The sequence below is a fragment of the Paenibacillus endoradicis genome (assembly GCF_024721975.1).
The window spans coordinates 235,265-257,683 of record NZ_JANQBB010000003.1; the positions used below are offsets into that span (position 1 = coordinate 235,265).

Annotated in this window: 18 protein-coding genes; 12 read left to right on the top strand and 6 right to left on the bottom strand. The window is 38.8% G+C overall.

Annotation, left to right across the window (positions count from 1 at the left end; genetic code table 11):
• Positions 1-21: 21 nt before the first annotated feature.
• The 11 genes from NV377_RS11405 (at position 22) to NV377_RS11455 (ending at position 11,076) form a co-directional block, all read left to right on the top strand.
• The gene (locus tag NV377_RS11405; protein WP_258201423.1) at positions 22-1,182 is read left to right on the top strand and encodes an aminotransferase class I/II-fold pyridoxal phosphate-dependent enzyme; all 1,161 of its coding nucleotides are present in this window, start codon (positions 22-24) and stop codon (positions 1,180-1,182) included.
• A 196-nt stretch (positions 1,183-1,378) separates the two neighbouring features.
• On the top strand, positions 1,379-1,951 hold the full coding sequence (locus tag NV377_RS11410) for a cob(I)yrinic acid a,c-diamide adenosyltransferase (protein WP_258201342.1): 573 nt from the start codon (positions 1,379-1,381) through the stop codon (positions 1,949-1,951).
• Positions 1,951-3,072, top strand: coding sequence for an RluA family pseudouridine synthase (locus tag NV377_RS11415; RefSeq protein WP_308860128.1), 1,122 nt, complete (start codon positions 1,951-1,953; stop codon positions 3,070-3,072). Before NV377_RS11410 ends, NV377_RS11415 begins: the two co-directional genes overlap by 1 nt.
• Positions 3,047-3,415: an arsenate reductase family protein gene (locus tag NV377_RS11420; protein ID WP_258201343.1), complete on the top strand. Its 369-nt coding sequence runs from the start codon at positions 3,047-3,049 to the stop codon at positions 3,413-3,415. The genes NV377_RS11415 and NV377_RS11420 overlap by 26 nt, the downstream gene beginning before the upstream one ends.
• A complete protein-coding gene (locus tag NV377_RS11425) occupies positions 3,415-4,641 on the top strand; it encodes an aminotransferase class I/II-fold pyridoxal phosphate-dependent enzyme (protein WP_258201344.1) in 1,227 nt (408 codons plus the stop codon). Before NV377_RS11420 ends, NV377_RS11425 begins: the two co-directional genes overlap by 1 nt.
• A gap of 51 nt (positions 4,642-4,692) precedes the next feature.
• A complete protein-coding gene (locus NV377_RS11430; protein ID WP_258201425.1) occupies positions 4,693-5,589 on the top strand; it encodes a 5'-3' exonuclease in 897 nt (298 codons plus the stop codon).
• Between the two features lie 367 nt (positions 5,590-5,956).
• Positions 5,957-6,415 (top strand): chemotaxis protein CheX, encoded by a 459-nt coding sequence (locus NV377_RS11435; RefSeq protein WP_258201345.1) that lies wholly within the window; start codon positions 5,957-5,959, stop codon positions 6,413-6,415.
• 160 nt (positions 6,416-6,575) lie between these two features.
• On the top strand, positions 6,576-7,349 hold the full coding sequence (locus tag NV377_RS11440) for an SDR family NAD(P)-dependent oxidoreductase (protein ID WP_258201346.1): 774 nt from the start codon (positions 6,576-6,578) through the stop codon (positions 7,347-7,349).
• 82 nt (positions 7,350-7,431) lie between these two features.
• Positions 7,432-8,946, top strand: a complete 1,515-nt coding sequence (locus NV377_RS11445; RefSeq protein WP_258201347.1) for a DEAD/DEAH box helicase — start codon at positions 7,432-7,434, stop codon at positions 8,944-8,946.
• A gap of 139 nt (positions 8,947-9,085) precedes the next feature.
• Positions 9,086-9,841, top strand: a complete 756-nt coding sequence (locus NV377_RS11450; protein WP_308860129.1) for an ABC transporter ATP-binding protein — start codon at positions 9,086-9,088, stop codon at positions 9,839-9,841.
• Complete coding sequence (locus NV377_RS11455; RefSeq protein WP_258201348.1) at positions 9,841-11,076, top strand: ABC transporter permease; 1,236 nt, start codon at positions 9,841-9,843, stop codon at positions 11,074-11,076. Before NV377_RS11450 ends, NV377_RS11455 begins: the two co-directional genes overlap by 1 nt.
• 80 nt (positions 11,077-11,156) lie before the next feature.
• Here NV377_RS11455 and NV377_RS11460 read toward each other — a convergent pair whose 3' ends face one another.
• The gene (locus NV377_RS11460; RefSeq protein WP_258201349.1) at positions 11,157-12,464 is read right to left on the bottom strand and encodes an aminotransferase class I/II-fold pyridoxal phosphate-dependent enzyme; all 1,308 of its coding nucleotides are present in this window, start codon (positions 12,462-12,464) and stop codon (positions 11,157-11,159) included.
• Positions 12,465-12,722: 258 nt separating this feature from the next.
• On the opposite strand from NV377_RS11460, the gene NV377_RS11465 reads away from it, so the two are divergent.
• Positions 12,723-13,508, top strand: a complete 786-nt coding sequence (locus NV377_RS11465; RefSeq protein WP_258201350.1) for a helix-turn-helix domain-containing protein — start codon at positions 12,723-12,725, stop codon at positions 13,506-13,508.
• Positions 13,509-13,568: 60 nt separating this feature from the next.
• Here NV377_RS11465 and asd read toward each other — a convergent pair whose 3' ends face one another.
• From asd to NV377_RS11490, 5 genes are all read right to left on the bottom strand, one after another.
• On the bottom strand, positions 13,569-14,360 hold the full coding sequence (gene asd, locus NV377_RS11470; RefSeq protein WP_258201351.1) for an archaetidylserine decarboxylase: 792 nt from the start codon (positions 14,358-14,360) through the stop codon (positions 13,569-13,571).
• 238 nt (positions 14,361-14,598) lie between these two features.
• A complete protein-coding gene (locus NV377_RS11475; RefSeq protein WP_258201427.1) occupies positions 14,599-17,532 on the bottom strand; it encodes a glycoside hydrolase family 48 protein in 2,934 nt (977 codons plus the stop codon).
• A gap of 80 nt (positions 17,533-17,612) precedes the next feature.
• Positions 17,613-20,342, bottom strand: a complete 2,730-nt coding sequence (locus NV377_RS11480; protein WP_258201352.1) for a glycoside hydrolase family 9 protein — start codon at positions 20,340-20,342, stop codon at positions 17,613-17,615.
• Between the two features lie 511 nt (positions 20,343-20,853).
• Positions 20,854-21,954 (bottom strand): YheC/YheD family endospore coat-associated protein, encoded by a 1,101-nt coding sequence (locus NV377_RS11485; protein ID WP_258201353.1) that lies wholly within the window; start codon positions 21,952-21,954, stop codon positions 20,854-20,856.
• On the bottom strand, positions 21,911-22,408 hold the full coding sequence (locus NV377_RS11490) for a GNAT family N-acetyltransferase (RefSeq protein WP_258201354.1): 498 nt from the start codon (positions 22,406-22,408) through the stop codon (positions 21,911-21,913). Before NV377_RS11490 ends, NV377_RS11485 begins: the two co-directional genes overlap by 44 nt.
• Between the last annotated feature and the right edge of the window lie 11 nt (positions 22,409-22,419).

Below are 22,419 nucleotides of genomic sequence, written 5' to 3' on the forward strand. Positions count from 1 at the left end.
GTACCAGTGCAAGCTCGATCAATGAAAGATTTCTTGAATCCGGCAGTAAGAGATATTAAACCTTCAGGTATTCGTCGTTTTTTTGATCTTGTTAGTACTCGTAAGGATGTAATTACACTTGGTGTAGGGGAACCCGATTTTGTAACACCTTGGCATGTTCGTGAAGCAGCGGTTATGTCTCTAGAACGAGGCAAAACTCAATATTCTTCAAATGCTGGTATGCCAGAGCTAAGAGATGCAATAGGCACTTATTTAGATAGTAGTTTTCAAGTGGAATATAATCCAGCAGATGAGATTTTGGTTACTGTAGGTGGTAGTGAGGCTATTGATCTTGCACTTCGTACTTTGATTTCACCTGGTGATGAAATTCTAATTCCTGAACCATGCTATATTTCTTATTCTCCAATTACCGTTCTTAGCGGAGGAGTTTCCGTAGGCATTGAAACTTTTGCGAAGGATCAATTCAAGTTGACGGCAGAGTCTTTGAGAAAATCAATTACTCCAAAATCAAAAGTGCTTATTCTTTGTTATCCAAGTAACCCAACTGGTGGAATTATGACTTATGAAGATTGGCTCCCGATTGCGAAAGTAGTTGAAGAGAACGATCTTATAGTTATAAGTGATGAGATTTACGCAGAATTAACATATGGTTCGAAGCATGTAAGTTTTGCAGCGATTCCTGGTATGAAGGATCGTACGATTCTTGTTAGTGGATTTGCTAAAGCATTTGCAATGACTGGCTGGCGGATTGGTTATGCGTGCGGTCATTCAGATATTATTTCAGCAATGCTTAAAATTCACCAATATACAGTGATGTGTGCACCAGTAATGTCACAATATGCTGCAATTGAGGCTTTAACGAATGGACTTGAAGAAAAAGATAAGATGATTGAGTCATACAATCAGCGTCGTCGTCTTGTTGTGCAAGGTTTCCGTGAAATTGGACTTCAATGTCATGAACCTCAAGGTGCATTTTATGCATTCCCATCAATTGCTTCAACAGGGTTAACTAGTGAACAATTTGCCCAACGTTTGCTTGAAGAAGCAAATGTGGCAGCAGTTCCTGGTGATGTATTCGGTCTTGGCGGTGAAGGTCATCTTCGTTGTTCTTATGCTACCTCGGTTGCTTCATTAACTGAAGCGATTGATCGCATTGGGAATTTTGTACACAAACTGAAGTAATAGCTAAATTCACAAGTAGGCTCGACATATATGTCGAGCCTATTATTTTCGTGTGGGGTTACTTATAAAACTAGCCTCAATATATGGTAATATATCAAGAAGTATCATGAAAAGTTATGCCAATGCTTACGAAGTAACTTTTCATTCGCAAGATGTATATCAAGAAGTATTATGAAAAGTTTTAGGAGGGGTCATTATGAAGCTGTACACTAGAGGTGGAGACAAAGGTATGACGAGCTTAATCGGTGGACGAGTGTCGAAAACTGATGCTAAAGTTGAAGCTTATGGTACCATTGATGAATTAAATAGTTTTGTAGGCTTAGCAGCTGCAGAGGCCCAATCATTTGAGCCTACACAAGCTTTAGGTATAGAGCTATATGAGATTATGCAAGAATTATTCGATACAGGTTCTGATCTGGCCTACGCAGTAGATGGTCAAACGTACAAAATGACAAATGAACCGATAGAACGACTAGAACAATGGATCGATGCTCATAGTGAAGCAGCTCCCGCATTAACGAAGTTCATCTTGCCAGGAGGCTCTAAGCTAGCAGCAACGTTACACATATGTAGAACGGTATGTAGACGTGCAGAACGTCGTGTTGTGGCATTAGCTGAGCATTGTGAGATTAACGAGCAAGCTCTAGCTTACTTGAATCGCTTATCGGATTACTTCTTCGCTGCGGCAAGAATTGCTAATGTTCAATGTGGAACTGAAGATACTGAATATATACGTAGTGCAAATGTTTTTCAAGGGAAGAAAAAATAATGATAACACCAAGATGGACAGGTCGAGTGGTAAAGCATCTATCTGATGATGCAGCTCCCCCTGTTATGTATGGAACAACAGAAAATATGGAACTTCTAGAACACTATTATGCTCCTCTAACTGTTGTTGTTCGTGAAGAGGATGAAGGTAAAAAGATTCGAGATGTTCTAGAAAAGTACTATAAAGTATCTGGAAAATTACTTGGGCAAGCTAGACTTACTGAATATGGGCTAACCATTAACGAAGAAAGAGTATATACATCTGCTCCTGTTCAAGCAGGGGAGGTTGCTAGGCTAAGAATGCTTCGTGAAGAATCCACGGATATCTTGCCTCAGCCGATGCCGCTAGAGATCATTTATGAAGATGATTTCTTGCTTATTGTCAATAAACCTGCAGGAGTCGTTGTACATCCTACCCATGGGCACTATACGAATACGTTAGCAAATGGAGTTGTTCATTATTGGAAAAGTAAAGGTGAACGCTATCGTTTTAGACCAATTCATCGATTAGATGAGGAGACATCTGGTATTGTTGCTATAGCTAAAAATGGCTATGTCCATCAGCAACTTTCTGAACAAATGCAACAAGATGACTTCGACAAACAATATATAGCCTTTGTATATGGTAGACCTTCTCCACTAACGGCCTTGATCGATGCTCCAATTGATCGTGATACAGAACAGCCGCATCTGAGAGTGGTTTTCGATGATGGTTGCGGATATCCATCACAGACACAATATACTGTCTTAGAGAGCTTTCAAACGCCTCCTGTGCTGTTAGATTCTTTGGCTAACGAAAATAAAGAACTTGATCAGAGTGATATAGTTTCACTTGTTCGCTTGAAGCTATTTACCGGTAGAACTCATCAAATCCGAGTTCATATGAGTAGCATAGGTCATCCACTAGTTGGTGATAAATTTTATTATAATACTTCGATGCAACAAGAGGAGATTGAACAACTCATTACCAGACATGCTCTGCATGCAGAAAAATTAGCATTTACCCATCCGATAACGAAGCAGTATATGGAATGGACGGCACCTATGCCAGCAGACTTTGAACCGTTCAAGATTATGATGCAGAAGGGGAATAAATATGACTCAACAATTAATAATTTATGAATATCCGAAATGTGGTACTTGTAGAAGCGCAGTGAAATCATTGAAAGCATTAGGTAGAGAACTAGAGCAACGACATATTGTAGAGTCACCACCTACAGTAGCTGAATTAAAGCAATTACTTGAAATTAGTGGTGTAGAACTGAAGAAATTCTTTAATACTTCAGGTGATGTATATCGTGAACAAGGATTGAAGGACAAGCTTCCATTGCTAAGTGAGGAAGAAAAACTATCATTACTAGCTTCGAACGGCATGTTAATTAAACGACCGATTGTCACAGATGGTCAAACAGTAACGATTGGTTACAAAGAAGAGCAATATCAAAGTACTTGGGGCTTGAAATAATGGACAAAGAGATAACGAGTAGAAAAGCACCATTATTATCGCAATTAGGCTCTTCTATTTTTTCAGAGGTGGCCTCATGGAAACGTGAAGCAGTAGCTCAAGGAATAGATGTTATTGATCTAGGTATCGGCAGTCCAGATCGAGCGCCGTCGTTAAAAGTTCGACAAGCATTATCCCAATTCACTTTACAAGAAGATATGTATGCTTATCCAGCATTGAAGTCAGGTTTACCTTTTCGCGAGAAAGCAGCAGAATGGATGAAGCATCGTTTTGGAGTAACGCTAGATGCAACAGAAGAAATATGTACCATTGCAGGATCGCAAGATGGTCTAGCTCATCTTGCGATGGCAATTGCACCAAGAGGTTCTATTGCCATCGTGCCAGATCCGGGATATCCAATATATACAGCTTCACTTGCATTAGCAGGCGTAGAGCCATATTTTATTCCATTAGTTGAGGAACATCAGTATCTCCCTCAGCTTGAGAGCATTCCGCAAGAGGTGTGGGATCGTGCTTCGTTTATTCTATTGAACTATCCTAACAATCCGATTACAGCTGTGGCTAGTCTAGATTTCTATGAATCACTAATTGATTTCGCTAAGAAACATAATGTACTCGTTGTTCATGATCTTGCTTACTCAGAAATGGGTTACGACGGATTTATGGCTCCAAGTATTTTGCAAATAGATGGTGCTAAAGATATCGCCGTGGAATTCCACTCTCTATCGAAAAGCTTTAATATGGCAGGATGTCGAATTGGATTTATGGTTGGAAATGCAGATGTAGTTAGTGCATTAACAGAGCTGAAATCTAATATAGACTACGGTGTATTCGACCCTGTACAAGAAGCAGGTATTGTAGCTCTTGATGAAGCCATGTATAGTGATGATTTTGTTCGTTCGGGCGAAGTTTATCAACGCAGAAGAGATCATTTTATACGTACATTACATGAAGGGGGTTGGGGAGTGACCTCTCCTCAGGCGACGATGTTTGTATGGGCGAAGCTACCACCATTAGCTAATGGTGATTTTTCTACAGAAAGCTGGAGCTCACGCCGATTTGCAAAGCAACTACTAGCAGATACTGGAGTTGTCGTTATTCCAGGAGATGCCTTTGGCATTCAAGGTGAGGGCTATGTTAGAATTGCATTAGTAGAGAATGAAGAACGCTTAGTGGAAGCAGCAATAAGACTAGGTCAATTTATACATCAGAATAGATGTGTATGATAGATGATTTGAAACTTTATTGTAATCAAAGAAAAGATAGAAAGAGGTTATATTGTGCCACAAAAACAGAAATATCTAATAGTTGATGGAATGGCAATCTTATTTCGTGCCTATTTTGCGACATCATTTACAGGGAAAATAAGAAGGACAAGTCAAGGTGTGCCAGTGAACGGTGTTCATGGATTTGTTCGGTATTTTCTCGATGCAATTCAAACCTACGAGCCTACGCATGTAATCTGTTGCTGGGACATGGGGTCTAAAACTTTCCGTAGTGAACAATATAGTGAATATAAAGGGAATCGTCCATCAGCTCCTGAAGATCTTGTTCCACAATTTGATCTTGTTAAAGAAGTTGTGAGTAGTTTTGACGTTCCTAATATCGGTATTCAAGGATATGAAGCTGATGATTGCATCGGTACATTAGCAAAAACACTTGGTCAAGAAAATGAAGTCATTATTGTTACTGGCGATCATGATATGTTGCAATTAATCGACGAGTCGGTTTATGTTGCGATTATGAAAAAAGGTATCGGTAACTATCAACTATATACCGTTGATAGCTTACTAGAAGAGAAACAATTAACTCCTGCTCAAATTATTGATGTCAAAGGATTAATGGGTGATACAGCAGATAATTATCCTGGGGTTAAGGGCATTGGAGAAAAAACCGCTCATAAACTAATTCAGGAGTTTGGGTCAATTGATCAATTATTAGTTTCATTAGATAAAGTTTCTGCAACGATTAGTCGTAAAATAGAAGCTGATCTAGAAATGCTTCATTTGTCTCGACAATTAGCAACAATACACTGCGAAGCGCCGCTTGAGCCATTAGTGGAACAACAATGTGTTTGGTGCTTTGATAAACAAAACGTTTACGACAAATTTGAAGAATTAGAGTTTGGGAGTCTTTCTAAATTGGTAGACGGGGTTACACTAGCAGTAGTATAGTGGGCATTAAGATATAAGACTGTGATTACGATGAGTTACAATAGAATAGACGAAGCAATGGAGATATCTTCTCCATTGCTTTTTTTGTCGAAAATTGATAATTGTGGTGTAGGTATAATGGTAGATAATAATTTCTCGGTAAAATGCGTTAAAAAGCAGTATAATGTAATTAATTGTATATAACTATGACTAAATTCACCTTGCAAATCGTGTGGGATTAGGCACTTAGTTGTGAAGTGTTATCAGTAGTGGAATGAATTCTAGTAGTAAAGTTGTGAAATTTTAGTATACTTGACCTAGATGATCTTGTATAATAAGCAATAGTTAACCACTTGAGATATTTCAAACAGAGGGGAGCGACTGAATAGTGAAGGTGGAATATATTAATCCATTTTTGGATTCTGCCAAAATGGTTATTGAACAAGTTATACAAGTACGCCCTTCTACTGGTCAAGTATCTATCAAGGATATTAAGTTTGTAGAAGAGTATATTTGGATTCATATCGGATTAAACGGTCAAATGAACGGTAATATTATATTTGGATTAAAAGAAGATGTTGCCTTGAAGATGATCTCGGCTATGATGGGCGGTTACGCTATATCAGAACTTGATGAAATGGGAAGAAGTGCAATTTCGGAACTAAGTAATATGATTAGTGGAAATGCCAGTACTATTTTATCCAATCAGGGAATGTCAGTAGATATTACTCCTCCACGAATTGTTGAAATGGCACATGCTGCTGGATTCGGTGGATCTAAAGCTTTAACGGTACCTTTAATCATTGAAGGTATTGGAGAATTGGATATTCAAGTTTTAGTTCAATAATATATACTGGCTCCCTGAGAGGGAGCTTTTTTCATGCTTAAGATGTTATTAGCATGTATAGTTCATATGCTCTATAAAGTCTATATAAATATAGCAATCTAGCAGTTTTCTATTTTGCTTTATCAATTATTATGAAGTACACTGTTGGTGGGTGATATAGATGTTTAATGATAAAGTAATTCTCATTACTGGTGCATCAAGTGGCATTGGTTCACTTCTAGCACAAGAAGTATCTGCACTAGGTGCAATAACGATACTAACAGGAAGAAATGAGCAACGATTAACTCAAACGTTAGATAAAATATCAGGACAAGCTGCAATCTATGTTATGGATGTACAGAATCTAGCAGATGTTGAGTCCACAGTAGAACATATTGTTGCTAAGTATGGCAAAATTGACATATTGATAAATAATGCAGGCTATGGGAGATTTGATTCAATTGAAAATTTATCAATTGAAGAATATGAACGGATGATGGATACAAACTATATGGGTGTTGTTCGTTGTACAAAAGCTGTTCTTCCGATTATGGAACGAGCTGGTAGCGGGCATATTGTTAATATAGCATCATTAGCAGGTATGATTGGAAATGCGAAGTCAACCTCCTATGCAGCAACTAAGCATGCGGTACTAGGTTTTACTAATTCATTACGCATGGAACTTAGAGGAAGACCAATCAAAGTCTCTGCAGTTAATCCTGGTCCGATTAATACTGAGTTTTTCCATATTGCTGATCCAGATGGAAATTACGTTAAAAATATATCATGGTTTATTATGCAACCAGAATATGTCGTTAAGCAAATAATCAAGCTTCTACGTTCACAGCGTGCCGAGCTGAGTTTACCACGAACTGCCGCATTTGGATTGAAGTTGTATCAACTCTGTCCTAGATTGATTGATAAAGTAGCAGGTAAATGGTTGAACAAGAAGTAGAGGTAGTTCAAAAAGTGGACTTTTATTTTATGTAGCACCTATACATCAAAGGGCCCCTAATGGGCAAAGAGAGGATTTTAATATGTCTAGTACGAAATGGGCTGAACTTGGAATTAATGAAGTACTAAGTTCAGCGTTAATTAAGCAAGGAATTGTTGACCCAACTGAGGTGCAACAACAAGCTATTCAATTGCTATTAGAAGGCAAAGATATTTCGGTTAAATCACAAACAGGTAGTGGTAAAACGTTGGCGTTTTTACTACCTATTTTGCAAAACATTAATGTGGAATCTAAATCAATACAAGCTGTAGTACTTGCACCTACGCAAGAGTTAGCTATGCAAATTGTTCGGGTCGCTGAAAGTTATGCACAACTGATCGGCGTTAGAGTTCAACAATTAATCGGAGGCGCGGCAGCAAAGCGTCAAATTGAAAAGTTGAAGCTAAATCCACATATCGTTATCGGTACACCTGGTCGAATGAATGAGTTAGTTAAGAGTAAACGTCTGAAACTGCATCAAGTTAAATATCTTGTTATTGATGAAGCAGATCAAACTTTTGAGCTAGGCACACCAACTGATACCGAGAATCTACTATTCAATGTCAATAAGTTGCGACAAACGGCATTTTTCTCTGCTACTTACCCAGAGATTACGATGTCTAGGTATGAAGGTCGTTGGATGAAAGAACCCAATCATATTATGATTACACCAGCAGAAAAAGTAGCAAGTACCATCGAACATTTCTATGTTGTATGCGATCAACGTTCTAAGCTAGATACAGCAAGACGATTGCTTCGTACACTTAATGCATCTTCTGCATTGTTATTCGTTAATGATACAAATCAAATCTCAAACTGGGAAACCAAAATGAAATATGAAGGATTTAAGATCGAATCATTATTTGGTGAGGCGGATAAACAACGTAGATCAGCGACATTAACAGCGTTCCGCGAAGGCAAACTTGATGCGATATTATCTACTGACGTAGCTGCTCGTGGTATTGATATTGTAGATTTACCATTAGTAATTCAGATTGAGCCTGCTGTTGATGCTGATCATTATGTTCACCGAGCAGGTAGAACGGGTCGTATGGGGAAATCTGGACTAGTTATTTCCATTATTACTCCTCACGAAAAGTTTATTATGGACAAATTCATGAAGCAATTGCATATTAAAATTGAAGAAAGAATATTGTTCCGTGGTAAATTGTTGAATGAAGCTCAAGTAACTGAGGCGACGAAATACAAGCCAGCAGAGAAGTCTATTGCTCGTAAGCAGGCAGTAGTTTCGGATCGACCACAAGAGAGTGTTGGTAAGGCGAAACAAGCGGATTCAATCAAGTCTAATCCATTAAAAGGAAGTTCGACTGCTAGCATTAACAGTGGATCTATCAAAGCTGAAGTAACTAACAAATCAGGTGAAGAACGTCAAGTTTCCACTTCTAACAATTCTGATCTCAGTAATAATAGTAGTGTGAAAAAAGACAAAAAAACTGGTCCTATTGCAAAAGCTAAGTCTAAGAAAAAAGCAAATAGCGGTAAAAATAAAGGTGCTCCTAAGTGGTTGAAAGAAAAGAGACAAACTACGGATAACTAAGTAATATGGTAGATTTTATCTGCTATTAGTCTACTCAAGACATCTATTGCAAAAGAGTAAAAGCAAATTGCTTTTACTCTTTTTTTGATATTAATGTAGAAATTAGGTATGCTTAGTATGAAGAGATAAATGAGGTGAAATGATGAGTACAGTATTAAGTGTTGAACAATTAAGTGGAGGATATAGTCCTCGTAAAGCGATTATTCAAAACATTAATCTACATATCGAGTCAGGTGAGATGATAGGTCTTATCGGAGTTAATGGTGCAGGGAAAAGTACAACGATTAAACATATTTTAGGATTAATGACTCCACATAAAGGAACCATTATGATTAATGGTACGACATTACAGGATGATGTTGAAAAATATAGAAGTGGTTATACTTATGTGCCTGAAACGCCAGTTCTTTTCGAAGAATTAACGGTTGAGGAACATTTGCAATTAACAGCAATGGCATATAGTGTACCTCAGAAACAATATGAACAACAAGTCGAACTATTACTAGAACGATACCATATGGTGAAAAAACGTAAATCAGTTACAGCACATCTTTCTAAAGGTATGAAACAAAAAGTAATGATCATGAGTGCTTTATTAGCGAAGCCTTCACTGTTTATCATTGATGAGCCATTTCTCGGACTTGATCCATTAGGTATTCGTTCTTTGCTACTAGAACTAGAAGAAGTGAAGCGGAATGGATCTTCGATTTTGATGAGTTCGCATATTCTTGCAACGATTGAACACTATTGTGACAGATTCCTAATGTTAGATGGCGGGCAAGTTGTTGCGCAAGGGACACTACAACAGATGCTTGAGCAAGCTAATCAAGGAGGAGGTCAAGCGAGAAATCTTGAAGAAGCCTTCTATGAACTATTAAATGGAGGGGAAGTCTAATGTCTGCTGATGTGTTGCAGTTATGGCATAAGCGAAAGAGAGCATTCACGACAGAAATTTTGCCATATATTAAATATATGTCGCGGAGTGGCTTTCCTGCTTTTCTCTCGTTAATTGGTATTGTAAGTATTATTCAGTACATTAATCTAATTAAAAACGTACCAGAAAATTTCCCGATTGAATTCATTGGTGCACTCGTACTTACACCATTGATAAGCTATAATCCTTTACGTACGTGGTTAAAAGAAGCAGATACGATATTTCTAATGCCTATGGAACATCGATTGAATTCATATATAAAACAATCTCATATTCGTTCATTGAGAAATGGATTCATATATCTGCTCATCGTTACTTTGTTATACTGGCCGCTATATCGTCAAACAGATGCGTATCAACCGATAGTTTTTATAGCAGTACTCATACTATTGAAAACTGTGAATCATGTGATGGCTTGGAAGGAACGTCAGCTCGTCTGGTCAATGAATCGTAACATTATGAGATTATTCCGTTGGCTGTTAATGTGTATGTTACTATTTGGTTGGCTACTATCAAGTCGTTGGGGCATGTTATGTTTAACTGTTATAGTGTTAGCAATGTTAGTTACTCTATATAGAGTGACGACTAAGCAACATTTCCCATGGGAACGATTAATTGCTGAAGAACGAATAACGATTCGTCGTTTATATTCATTTTTTAGTTGGTTCATTGATGTACGTGTTGGACCACCAATAGTGAAACAAAGAAAATACTTAAGTTGGATTATTCCGTTTGTTCCATATAAGAAACAATATACATTTGTTTATTTACATCTCATTACGTTCGTACGTACTGAAATTGGTGGGATTTGTATAAGACTTCTTATTCTCGGTGGACTGGTGAATTACTTAGTTGCGACTGGAAATGGTATGGATGGATGGGGAACTGTCATTAGTTATATTCTGTTTGGAATGATCATAACATTGCAAATTGGCTCATTACGCAAAGTACATCGCTACGCGATTTGGAAAGATATCTTTCCTATGCAATTAAAGCTACAGCAACAGCAGATTATCACGATTGATCGCTTATTAAGTTATATGATGCTCATTGTATTACTGGTGACAACGATCCCTATGTGGGGAGGACATTTTTTACAAGTTGTTGTTATGATTTTATTCGCATTACTGTATCCTATCGTTCGTGCTTTCAATATGAAGCGTAAGCTTGAAAAAGAAGTAGATGATCTGGATTAATTATTTACGATTAAATGAAAAAGGGATTCAGAATGTTTTCATTCTGAATCCCTTTTGTTACCAACAGATAAGAAGGTTTATTAAACTTGTTCAGTAAGTTCTAGAACAGCTTTGTAGATGGAATCATATAATTCTTCTAGTTGCTCGCCTTCGATACAAGAGAAGGCAACGCGAAGGTCTGTATCTCCAAGAGCAATGGTTCCGATTCCGTATTTGTCTAGTAATAATAGACGAACCGAATCAGCAGTTACATTTGAAAGTTTCAAGCACATAAAGTATCCAGAGTTGAATGGATAGTATTGCAATGTATCACCATAGCGACCGCTATCTAGCAAACCTTTTACAATATTGGCACGGTTTTTCATAATCTCGAATTTTTCAGCTTTTTGAGCTTCAAAGTCTGGAGAATTAAGTGCATGCAATACAAAAGTTTGAGATGGATGAGGTCCACTTGAAATTGTGGAACGAATAACGCCCATCGTTTTTTGTTCAAGCGCTGCTAGCGCTGCTTTAGAAGAGGAAGCATAAGTGATAAAGCCTACGCGGAAGCCCCATACATACTCTTCTTTTGTTGCACCATCGATTTTAACAGCAAGTACATTAGGATGAAGATCAGCTAATTTGCTGAACAGAGATTCTTGCATAGAATCTTCAAAGAATAATCCAAAGTAGGCATCATCCGTTACTGCAACAACTTTAACGCCTTCTTCTGCTGCAGCTTTAATCGCAGCAATGATAGCGTCTCCGTCTTGGTCATCTGGTGTATAACCCGTTGGATTATTAGGGAAGTTAAGGATTACTATCGCTTTGCCTTTGCCCTTTTGAGCAAGCAATGCTTCACGTAAACCTTTACTATTGAATCGTTGTTCTTCATTATATAGTGGATATTCCACGATTTCAGCGTTACGACGAACACCGAAAGTTAATTCATAGTTTTCCCAGTTTTTATCAGGGATAATGACAGCGTCTCCTGTATCTGCAAATAGATCAGCAACAATACTTAGACCATGCGTTAAAGCATTTGTCACGATCGGATTGCTAATCTCAGCTTGTACAGAAGCTAATGAAGGATTATCTTTTACCATTTTTTCACGCCAAGCAGTACGAAGTTCCGGCTTACCTGCAGGTGGAGCATATTCGTATATATCTTTAGGATCATAAGCGCTTAAAGTATCTTGGATAACTTTAAGGTGCATCGGCTTGCCACCTTCAGTTGCAATACCAATTGTAGCATTATACTTTTTCGCTTTAGCCTTTGCTTCTGCAGATTGGCTAAGGATACCTTCTTTCGGGAAATAAATTGCTTTCCCTAGATTAGATAACATGTCATAGACAGCTGGACTCTCTTGTTGCAGGGTCTCATTAAGTTGCTGAGCTAATGGGTTCATGGACTTCATTCCATCCTTCCGAAATCAATCATATTTATAGGTTAGTGCAGTCGCACATATTATAACATTATTACTTCAACTAGACCATGAACAACAAAAATATTTTTCAATCGTTCAATTTGCATTTATTTTCTGTTGAACCTTTCGCTAGTTTAATTATAATGGAGTATAGGGATATTATTTTTTTGCACAATTTGTATAGTGACTCTAATAGATATAGTTTATTTACATTAATTGAAGTAGTAGGAGGGGTCAATTATGCTGGATATATCGCCGGATAAGCTATTACTAAAGCCTGCCTTCGCAAAAATTGTTTGCGAACCAGGTTGGAGATGGGCAAGACGAGAAAAACCTATGCCGAATTTTGATCTATTCTACGTTTGGAGTGGAGAAGGCGACGTTGAAGTTAACGGTGTACATCATGAAGTAGGTCCAGGAAGTTGTTTCTTATTCCGTCCTGGTGATTATACAAGCGCTACACATAATCCACAAAAGCCGTTAGTGCTAACATATATTCACTTCGCGACTGAAGAAGCTGTCGAGGTAATTCCAAAGCGCTATCGCTTGTTGAAGGATACGATAGATTTTGAATTTTTATTATCGCGATATGTTAGACTATTTCTAATTCAGACCTTTGCTGCTGAAGAGGAAGCTAAGCTTGTATTGAAACAAATTATGATTCATTTGCTCCGTGCTGATTTCCAGACGCCAACAGAGAAAAAGGCAAGTAATCAGCTAACTGAATCGATTCATGAAGTGGCTAACTTCATTCGTCAAAATCCGAGTGTTGCTCACCGAGTGGAAGATCTTGCGATGCGCGCTCAATTGTCACCACGTTATTTTTCAATGAAGTTTAGAGAAGTGCTTGGTATGTCCGTTCAAACCTATATGATTCGTACAAGAATTGATAGAGCTCAATACTTGTTAACTCATGCAGGGATGAATGTAACTGAAGTTGCCGATGCACTAGGCTACAGAGATATTTTCTTCTTTAGTAGACAATTTAAGCAATACACAGGAAAAAATCCATCTGAGATAAGATAAGAAAAAAGTGTAGCTAGCTGAATGTGGAATTCAGCTAGCTACGCTTTTTTTGATGAATAATTAAGTTTTTGTAATCATTGTACCGAGTTTTTGACCCATATATACTTTACTATTTAATTGAATAATAGGATCGGGCTCATATGAATTGGTCTCTGTCAGTAATACTACGGTAGAACCGAATGCGAAATAAGCTAGCTCTTCACCACGTTCTACTTGATCTTTATCACGCTGTACATAGTGAATACTACTTACATTCATCGCACCAACTTTTACGGCTGCTACAGTATGGTCATGGTTATTAATATAAGTAATTAAACGTTCATTCCTACTTAGTACACGCTTCATATGAGTCAGTCCGAAATTATTTACAGGGTAAACTTTACCTGGAAGGTGTACTCGTCCAATAATAGTTCCCCCAATTGGAGTATGAATACGATGGTAGTCTGTTGGACTTAAGTACAAGACATAATAATATCCGTTAAGAAACTTCTTGGATTGGACTTCGTCTGCTAGCAATTCTGAGACGGAATAATCTTGGCCCTTCACATTAAGAATTGTACCGTTACGAATGACTCCACAACCAGTGATAAGAGCATCGACAGGTGATACAAGTGCAGATGCTGTAGCGTCAACTTGACGAAGGCCATCTTTCAGACGTCTTGTGAAAAACTCGTTCAACGTTCCATACTGATCGATTGGTTTTGCAGCTTCTTCTACTTTTATCCCATATGCTGATGCGAATTTTTTAATGAAAAGGCGACTTCCACGGGACTGTGCGAATGCACCTGTAATACGAGAAATCCATTTCTGAGAGGTTAGCTCTGTCATTGCGCGTAATAGCCACTTCAACATAATAATTTATATCTCCTTTAATCATGATCTCTAATACAATATGATCAAACCTTATACTATACGAGCAGGTTATAATGATGCAACTATTATTTCCTGTTTTCTAGAGATAAGCTAGATATTCACAGAAAAAGCGGATCAGCAAATGGATATGCTGATCCGCTTTTTACTACAAGTTCCAAGTTCGTTTCCTATTCGATATCAATTAAGCTACCTGAATCACTTGGTTATCAAAGTCTACTTATGGTTGAAGTCCCCACACAAGAGTACCACCCAAGTAAAGTGGTGTACGTTCCCACTCTGAATATGATGTTTTTGTTGCATCATAAGAGTAATCATTCGTTTCATTGAAGTTAGACCAATCGGTTTTGTTAATACGAATTTGAATTTCTCCACTGCTTGCACCTGGAGCAAGAGAGCCTGCACCTGAGCCAAAGGAGATTTCTAGATAATAGTCGGCTCCGCTAACAGCAGGATTCAATTTCACAAAACTACCTGAGATATTACTGCTACCAACAACAGCGTAGTCAGCGTTGAATTGTTGAGTTTGCTCACCGTCAATCGTGTAGTAATAGCGAAGTTTAACGTCACTAAGCGCTACGCTTTGAGTTCCCGTATTCACGATCTGAAATTGTGGTCGGAATTGATTGTCATTAGGATTAGTGTCATTCGTTCGATACAATACTTTAAGATCTCCAGTTACAGCAACTGGAACATCGGTAGGTGTTGCGCTCACTACTAATGAGTTAGGGCTCGTTCCTACAGTATTTGTCGCTGTAATGACATAGTAATAGGTTGTGTTATTAGTTACGGCTGAATCAGCGTAAGATAAGGAGCTTGTTGTAGCGATTTGTGTGAAAGGACCAACTGCGTTAGTTGAACGGTGGATAGCGTATTGATCAGCGGAAGTAACTTTCTTCCAAGTAAGAGTAACCTCAGCATCACCAGCAGTTGCAGTTACATTCGTAGGTGCCAAAGGAGCAACTGGTGTAACAGGCCCGCTGTTACCACCTTGAATTAAGCGATCATACTCTGCATAAGCAGTTGCGATATCAACTTGTGACCAGAAACGGTGATACGTAAATTCTGGAGCTCCATCATCCCATTGTTTTGTTTGTGGATTCCAAGAAGTATTGTATTTATCTACTAGGTATTGCCAATCTGGATCACTTGTGATGTTGGGTCTAATATCTGTGTAGCCTGCATAGACACCATTTCCACCTTTTGCAGGGTCAGAAGGAATCGTTTGGTTACCTGGAATAGTGTTGCCTTGTCCAAATGTACCACTCCAGCCGATTGGGAAGAAGACTTCTTTTGTGAAATAACGGTTGTAGTCGGCACGAGCTTCGATAGTTGTAATACCAACACCGTCATTGTAACCCCATGCAGCATCAAGTAGAGATTTTGCTAATTGATGAGCTTCGACACCAAGTGAGCTATAGTTTCCTAGTTCAGCTTTTGTTCCTGCAGAGAAGAATGTAAGTGCTTTTACATAACTTCCAAGTACACCAGCATCTTGACCAGGGTTTCTTGTTACAACCGTTAAGCCGGCATTTGGTGTAGCGTTGCTATAGCCATTCCAAGTGTTTGGTTGACCATCCCATTCAAGGTTACTAGGAATCCAGTATTCGCCTGGAGCAGATACTGTAGCAACTTGTGGGTTGATTCCACCAAGAATACGATTTTGTTGGCTATCTAGGTAATAACCATCCGAATCTGTTACTGGTCTTTCATTAGCAAAAGAGTAGTCCACAGACCAGTCAATCCAGTTTTCAATAACTTGTTTTGCCATTTGGAAGTTTTCTGATGAAGTATCGCCGTTCGAAGCTAGAATATAGTATAACTCTGCGATACGTTCAATACCCCACGCTTGCATACCGAACCAGTTGTTGGAAGGAGGATCATGATATACAGGAGCATCTTGATATGCCATATCATAGAAAGTACTTGTGCCAGCTGGGTAAGCATTATACGCACCATCCCAGCTATTTGTAGCTCCTCCAGCAATAGCTCCTTCTGTGGATTGTAGCCAAGTATAGAACTCAAGTTGTCTAGTTAAAGAAGTTTCCCAATCTTGTTGGGCAGTTGGTGACGATGGAATTAGACCGCCTTCTTGTTCAGAAAGTGCATATGCTGCAACAACGTTCTGATATCCTTGGTGCGCATGGCTAGCGCCAATACGCCAAGCCCAATTACCAGTTTGTCCAAGTCCACCGCCCCAAGAAGTATACCAAGAAAGTAAGTAATGACTTGCATTTTTTCCATTACCCGCACTTGGACTTCCATCAGCAGCGCTACCAATTTGTTGGAAATATTTATCGTACATTGTATAACGCAAATAGTCACCCATTTTTTCTGCTTTGTTTAGATAGACATCGTTATCATAGCCTAAAGATTTTGCCCAGTACATTGCTTGTACAACACGCGCATCAGCATCACTTGCGCTTGTATATCTCCATTGCGCAGCTGGAGTATTTGTTTCTTTTGTGAATAATGACATAAAGCCTTCATTAGCTTTTCCGAATGTTTTGTCATCCTGAGATGGATGTGGAATTGCTTCCCAAACGGATTCTTGCTCACCACGTTGGAACGTATTCACATAAGTTGCAGTATGGTTGCTATTTAGAAGATTTCCATAGCCATACCAGTTATCAACATCCAGTAACCAATGCATTTGATAAGTTTGGTTAGTTCCGTAGGTTTGTTTCAATTCAGCATCTAGTGGATCCTTTCCAGTTGCATATTGCCCTGAAAGTAGACTTGGATATTGGTCAGGTTGTGATTTTTCAGCAGCATAAGTAGCGGGACTGTTAGGATTATAGTAGCTCATCGTTGGTTGTTCTTCTTTCCCATCTCCTTCATTGATAGGGATAATATATTTCTCCATATTGTCCCAAGCGTCTTCCAAACTGCTCCAATCGTTAGTATAATATCCATATAATGCCTCTAGCCAAATCCAATAGCTATAAGCTTCAGAGGTAGTCATATGTCCGTAGTCAGGTGCTTCACTAATAAGTGTTTCCACGGAGTGATAAGGAATTCCCTCAGGTGAGTAGTAACCGTTGGCAGGATCTTTCAGTTGATTGTACAATTGTAAAAATCGTGTTTGTTCCACACTTGCAGCTGAAGCAGTGTCATTAGAAACAGTGTAAGTGCTTGTTACAAGGGCAAACATAAGTGCAACGCTTACAATAGTCGATATTGCTTTCTTTAACACCATGGGTTTCGTCATGAATATATCCTCCTAATTTTCATTTAAGGTTCCATACCAAATACGAGTAAACCATTTTGATGAAGAGATACTTTATTCCATAATGCAAAGCTTGTTTGCGTGCTAGAGTAGGAATAATCATCGCTTTCGTTATAATTACTCCAATTGGATTTGTTGAATCTCAGTTGAATTTCTCCTGTACTTGCTCCTGGAGCAAGACTGCCTGCACCAGATGAGAAGGAAACCTCAAGGTAGTAATCAGCACCTAAAGCAGTAGGATTCATTTTAACGAATGCACCGCTAATGTTGCTGCCTCCGATGACTGCATAATCGGTATTGAACTGTTGCGAGATTTCGCCGTCTATGGTGAAGTAATAGCGTAATTTTAATTGGCTTAATGGTACCGCAGTCGTCCCATTGTTGATAATGCGGAAGTGAGGTCTAATTTGATTATCGCTAGAGTTATTGTCATTGTTGCGGTATTCTACGAGGAGATCACCTTGAACTGGAATGGGAGTCTGACGTGGTTTTGCATTAACTTGAGCAGATGCAGGTCCATCTCCGACACTATTTTGAGCCACTATGACATAATAGTAGGGCGTATCATTAACAAGTCCCGTATCTTGGAATGAAGCTGTTGTTACCGTTGCTACGATGGAGTAGGGTCCACCGCTTGTAACTGAACGCTTAATCAAGTAACTTGTCGCATTACTTACTTGATTCCAAGTTAATGTAACGGATTGATCTAGAGGTGTGGCTTGAACATTGTGTGGAGTTGAAGGTAAGACTGGTTGTCCTGTATTTCCTCCTGTAGGTACCTGACCAAAGACAAGTGTGCCACCATCATAGACTGGGATGTAAAGATTTTTGATCGGAGAGGTGCCTGTTGAAGGCATTCCTTGGAAGGAGAAGTCGTTGTCATTGTTCCAAAATGATGTGTTGAGAGGTGCTGAAATTCTAAATTGAATTTCTTTGCGATAAGCTGACTGACCACCAGGATAAATACTCGTTCCTGTGAAGTCAATTGTTGTGTAATAAATATGATTATTAACATCGTAAGGCAGTAACTGACTTACGGTACCTCCTTGATTGTATCCTCCAGCAGTCACCGTAATATCCTCTGGACCATAGCCAGCTGAAATGACTTCACTTAAATCCATGAAATAGTTGAAAGAAAGCGCACTACTTTCACGAGCGGGCCAACCACTTCTGTTGTTGAGCAGAGCACGAATTTCGATAAAATTGCTTCCTTTAGCATTAATAGCTGCTTCTACAAACATTTCATCTTCACGTACTTCAGGTTGAGGGAAGTTGGCGAGTGGTTGTTGACCATTTCCATGAAGGATCATCATTTTAGCTAATGCACCTGTGAAACCAGCATTATAATCTGTAGCTACTTCGTTAGAAACATAATCAGAAATGGAGTCAGTATAAGTGTCGGTTTTTGTAGGTCCACCAACTAATGCTCCGTATAAGATGTGTCGATGATTAGCGGGTGTAGTTTGGCTATCCGCCCATGATCCATGGGAGGTACGGTGGTGAGGGTGCTCGGGTGAGTTATCCCCATACCCGATTACATAACTACTATTGCGTGGATTATCGCCGAGCATATACAACAGCTGTTGTTCAGCGAAAGCTTTAGAGGATGATTTACTTTGAGGGTCGCTTGTCCAATCTGAGTAAACAAATGCTAGAAAGGCTTGATTAGCTGAATAGCGTAATGCACCCCATTGATCAAGATAAGCAAGACCGCCAGGTGTGTATGTTATACGTTCTCCGGTTCCTGTTACTCCTGTCGTCCAATATTCCATATTACGCTTAGTTGATTCTACAAATTTCGTTTGTCCTGTAATACGAGCTAAGAGCAGTTGTGCTCCATATTGCTTATCATCCCAGGCATGAGTCCATTTGTATCCCCAATTTCCTTGTTGATCAGTACCCCATAGATTACTAGCTGCGATTGCTTTATCAAGATAAGTTTGTTCATCTGTTGCTAGGTAAAGCCAAACAGCTCCCCAGCTTAATTCATCAGCATAGCCACTCCAAGAATTATAATATTGCTTAGCATCTGTAATACTATCAGAGTACTTACCACGATATTGATCAGCAAATTGGTATAACTCTTTAGCATGTTGCAAAAGTTCATCAGAATAATCAGGATCACTGTCTCTGAAAATAATCGAAGCTGATGCAAGTGCAGCTGCGGTTTCTCCCGCTAGGTCTGAGCCCGGATGAGTAGCATCGATCTTATATGCGGGTCTTTGCATCGGCATAACTTCCGCAGGTCCCCACCAATTATGATCGGCAGTTCCATTACCAACTTGACCCCATAATTCATTGGGTGCGGTATGCGCTTTCATAAAATAGTCTGTCGCCCAGCGAATGTTGTCAAGAATTTCATCTAGTTGCCCTGATAATTCATATCCCTCTTGATATTCATAGACCGACCATGCCAGCATCGTTGCTGTTGAAGCCATCGGCAAACCGAACTTCACGTGATCTCCTGCATCATACCATCCTCCGGTTAGATCAATACCTACATCTGCACCATCTAGTATTCCAGAATCTCCACGCCATTCCACACGGTTGTTGTCAGGAAGTATCCCAGAACGTTGAGTCTCATAGAAGTAGATAGATTTTTGTAAAGCCTGTGCATAATTGTATTCACTTGCTGTTGCGCTGACTGTAGTGTGAGGAGTCCAAGCGACACTTGAAGAAAGCGCTATCAAAACACATAAAGATAAAACCTTTGGCTTTAATAATGACAGCTTCATAGCGATTAAATCCTCCTTTGAAAGATTTGACTAGAAGAGCAATGAAAATTGAACTTCTGCGTTCGCTATGTCTTACACATTTTTAACATTTAGCTCACCTCACTTCTTACAAAGTAGAGGACTAGCTGTAGAAGCAGAATGTATATATCCCGTCCTTCCCATAATATAACAAATAATAACTTAAATTACCATACTTATTTTGAAGGTTTTTTCGATGCAACAAGAAGCTCCGAAAAAAATATTAATAATTATTAATTATGTTTTTATATGGTAAAATTTGGTGTAATAATATAGGACTATCTTAGTGCTTAATCGGTTAATATGGGATGAAAGACTGTAGTTTACGGCGCGATATGTTTAGTAAAGTGAGTAGTTATATACATAATCTTTAACGACAAAATGTTGTGTTGTTTTACGATTTATTGCGTACTGGAGACAGCAACAATAAACAGAGCATTTTCAAGAGGTAGCAACAAGCTACTTTTTGAAAATACTCTGCGCAAATTTAATTTTAATTTTCTATTTTCAAATATCGATATTTTGCATATTCCAGTGGTCTGCGAATAGCCGTTTTGTACACTTCAAGATTGCCTATTTCTTTAAAAACTTCTCGTGCAGGTTTAGGGTTTATTTCGATTATCCATATTTGACCTTCACGATCGATCGCAATATCGATCGCTAATTCACATAAAGCAGAAATATAACTGTCTAGATATGAAGCGATTTCGATGGAAAGGTAGTTAACCTCAGCTTGAACAGCTGAAAGGTTAACATTGCTGTTAATAAAGTTTCTCATTAACTTTTCCATCGGCACCGCTGAACCTCCACCATGGAGATTTGCTGTAATGCTGCGTTTAGCACCTATTCGCCCCGCACATCCAGTTACGTTCCATTCCCCAGTTCCATCTTTTTGGACGAGTACACGATAATCATGAACTCTGCCATTAGAAAGTTGTAAGGGAATACCTTGCTGCACCAAGTAGTTAGCATTAAGAACATTCCATTTCTGTAAGAAAGTACTTAATGATGAGATGCTCATTTTTCGAGGAGAAATAATATTACGGTTATGATCTCTTCCTTCGATATAGAACATTTGATTAGATGACCTTTCGATACGTAGAATGCCACGTCCACCAGTACCATTTACAGGTTTAAGATAGATCACTTTGTATATATTTAACATTTGCACAATATCCGATACGTTAGAGTAGTGGATCGTATGAGGGAGGTAGGGGCGAATAGGGTGATGCTCTTCTAGTTTTTGATGAACATTCCATTTATGACCTATAGGTTTATTTAAATAATTTATTTGGGGATATTGCGCTTTAAATGTTTGTAGCAATTTCATGCGATGTGACTTTTGCACTCGACAACGGTCAAATACATATTTAGGAATAGGTCCCCATTTACGAGTCCAACGTTTCTGAGTTAAATCGTAATAATGGGCTCTAACCTTTGCTTGATGCGTTGACACATCTTCAGGAGTAAAGACAATGACCTGGATGCCGAGCTCGGCGCCTTCGATTGTCATTTGCTCATATATTTTTCTTTCTTCTAATATTCTGCCGTCATTGAGATATAGTGTTAGAATTCCTAACAGTAGCCGCGCCATGAACTGAACTCCTTTCAAACCGTAAGGTTGCTTTTCCAGTAGGGCCTTTGAACATGGATACAGCATGTAGCCCGTTTTTGAAACAAAGTGCCAAACTAGCAACGTTATCTATAGCAACCTGACATGTAAAATTGTCCAGAGTATTGATAAGCTCTTTCATGATTTGAAAGCCGACACCACTTCTTCGAGCCTCTGGTCGCACAACAATTAGACAATGCCCACTACCATCACCTATTGCGTAACCCACTCCCATTAGTTTACCTTGGTCACTGAAAGTAACAACAGAAGCTGGAACGATGCTAGATGAAGGTTGATAATTTAGTTGTTCATCAGAGAGTTCGCGTAGACTATGAAGTGTAGCAAGTGTAATTCTTTTTTCACCATAGTGGCTAATAAAATTCAGAATTTTAGCTCTCTGCTTATTCCATGTTCGAGAATTATGACGAAGTAGCAAGAATGTTGCAC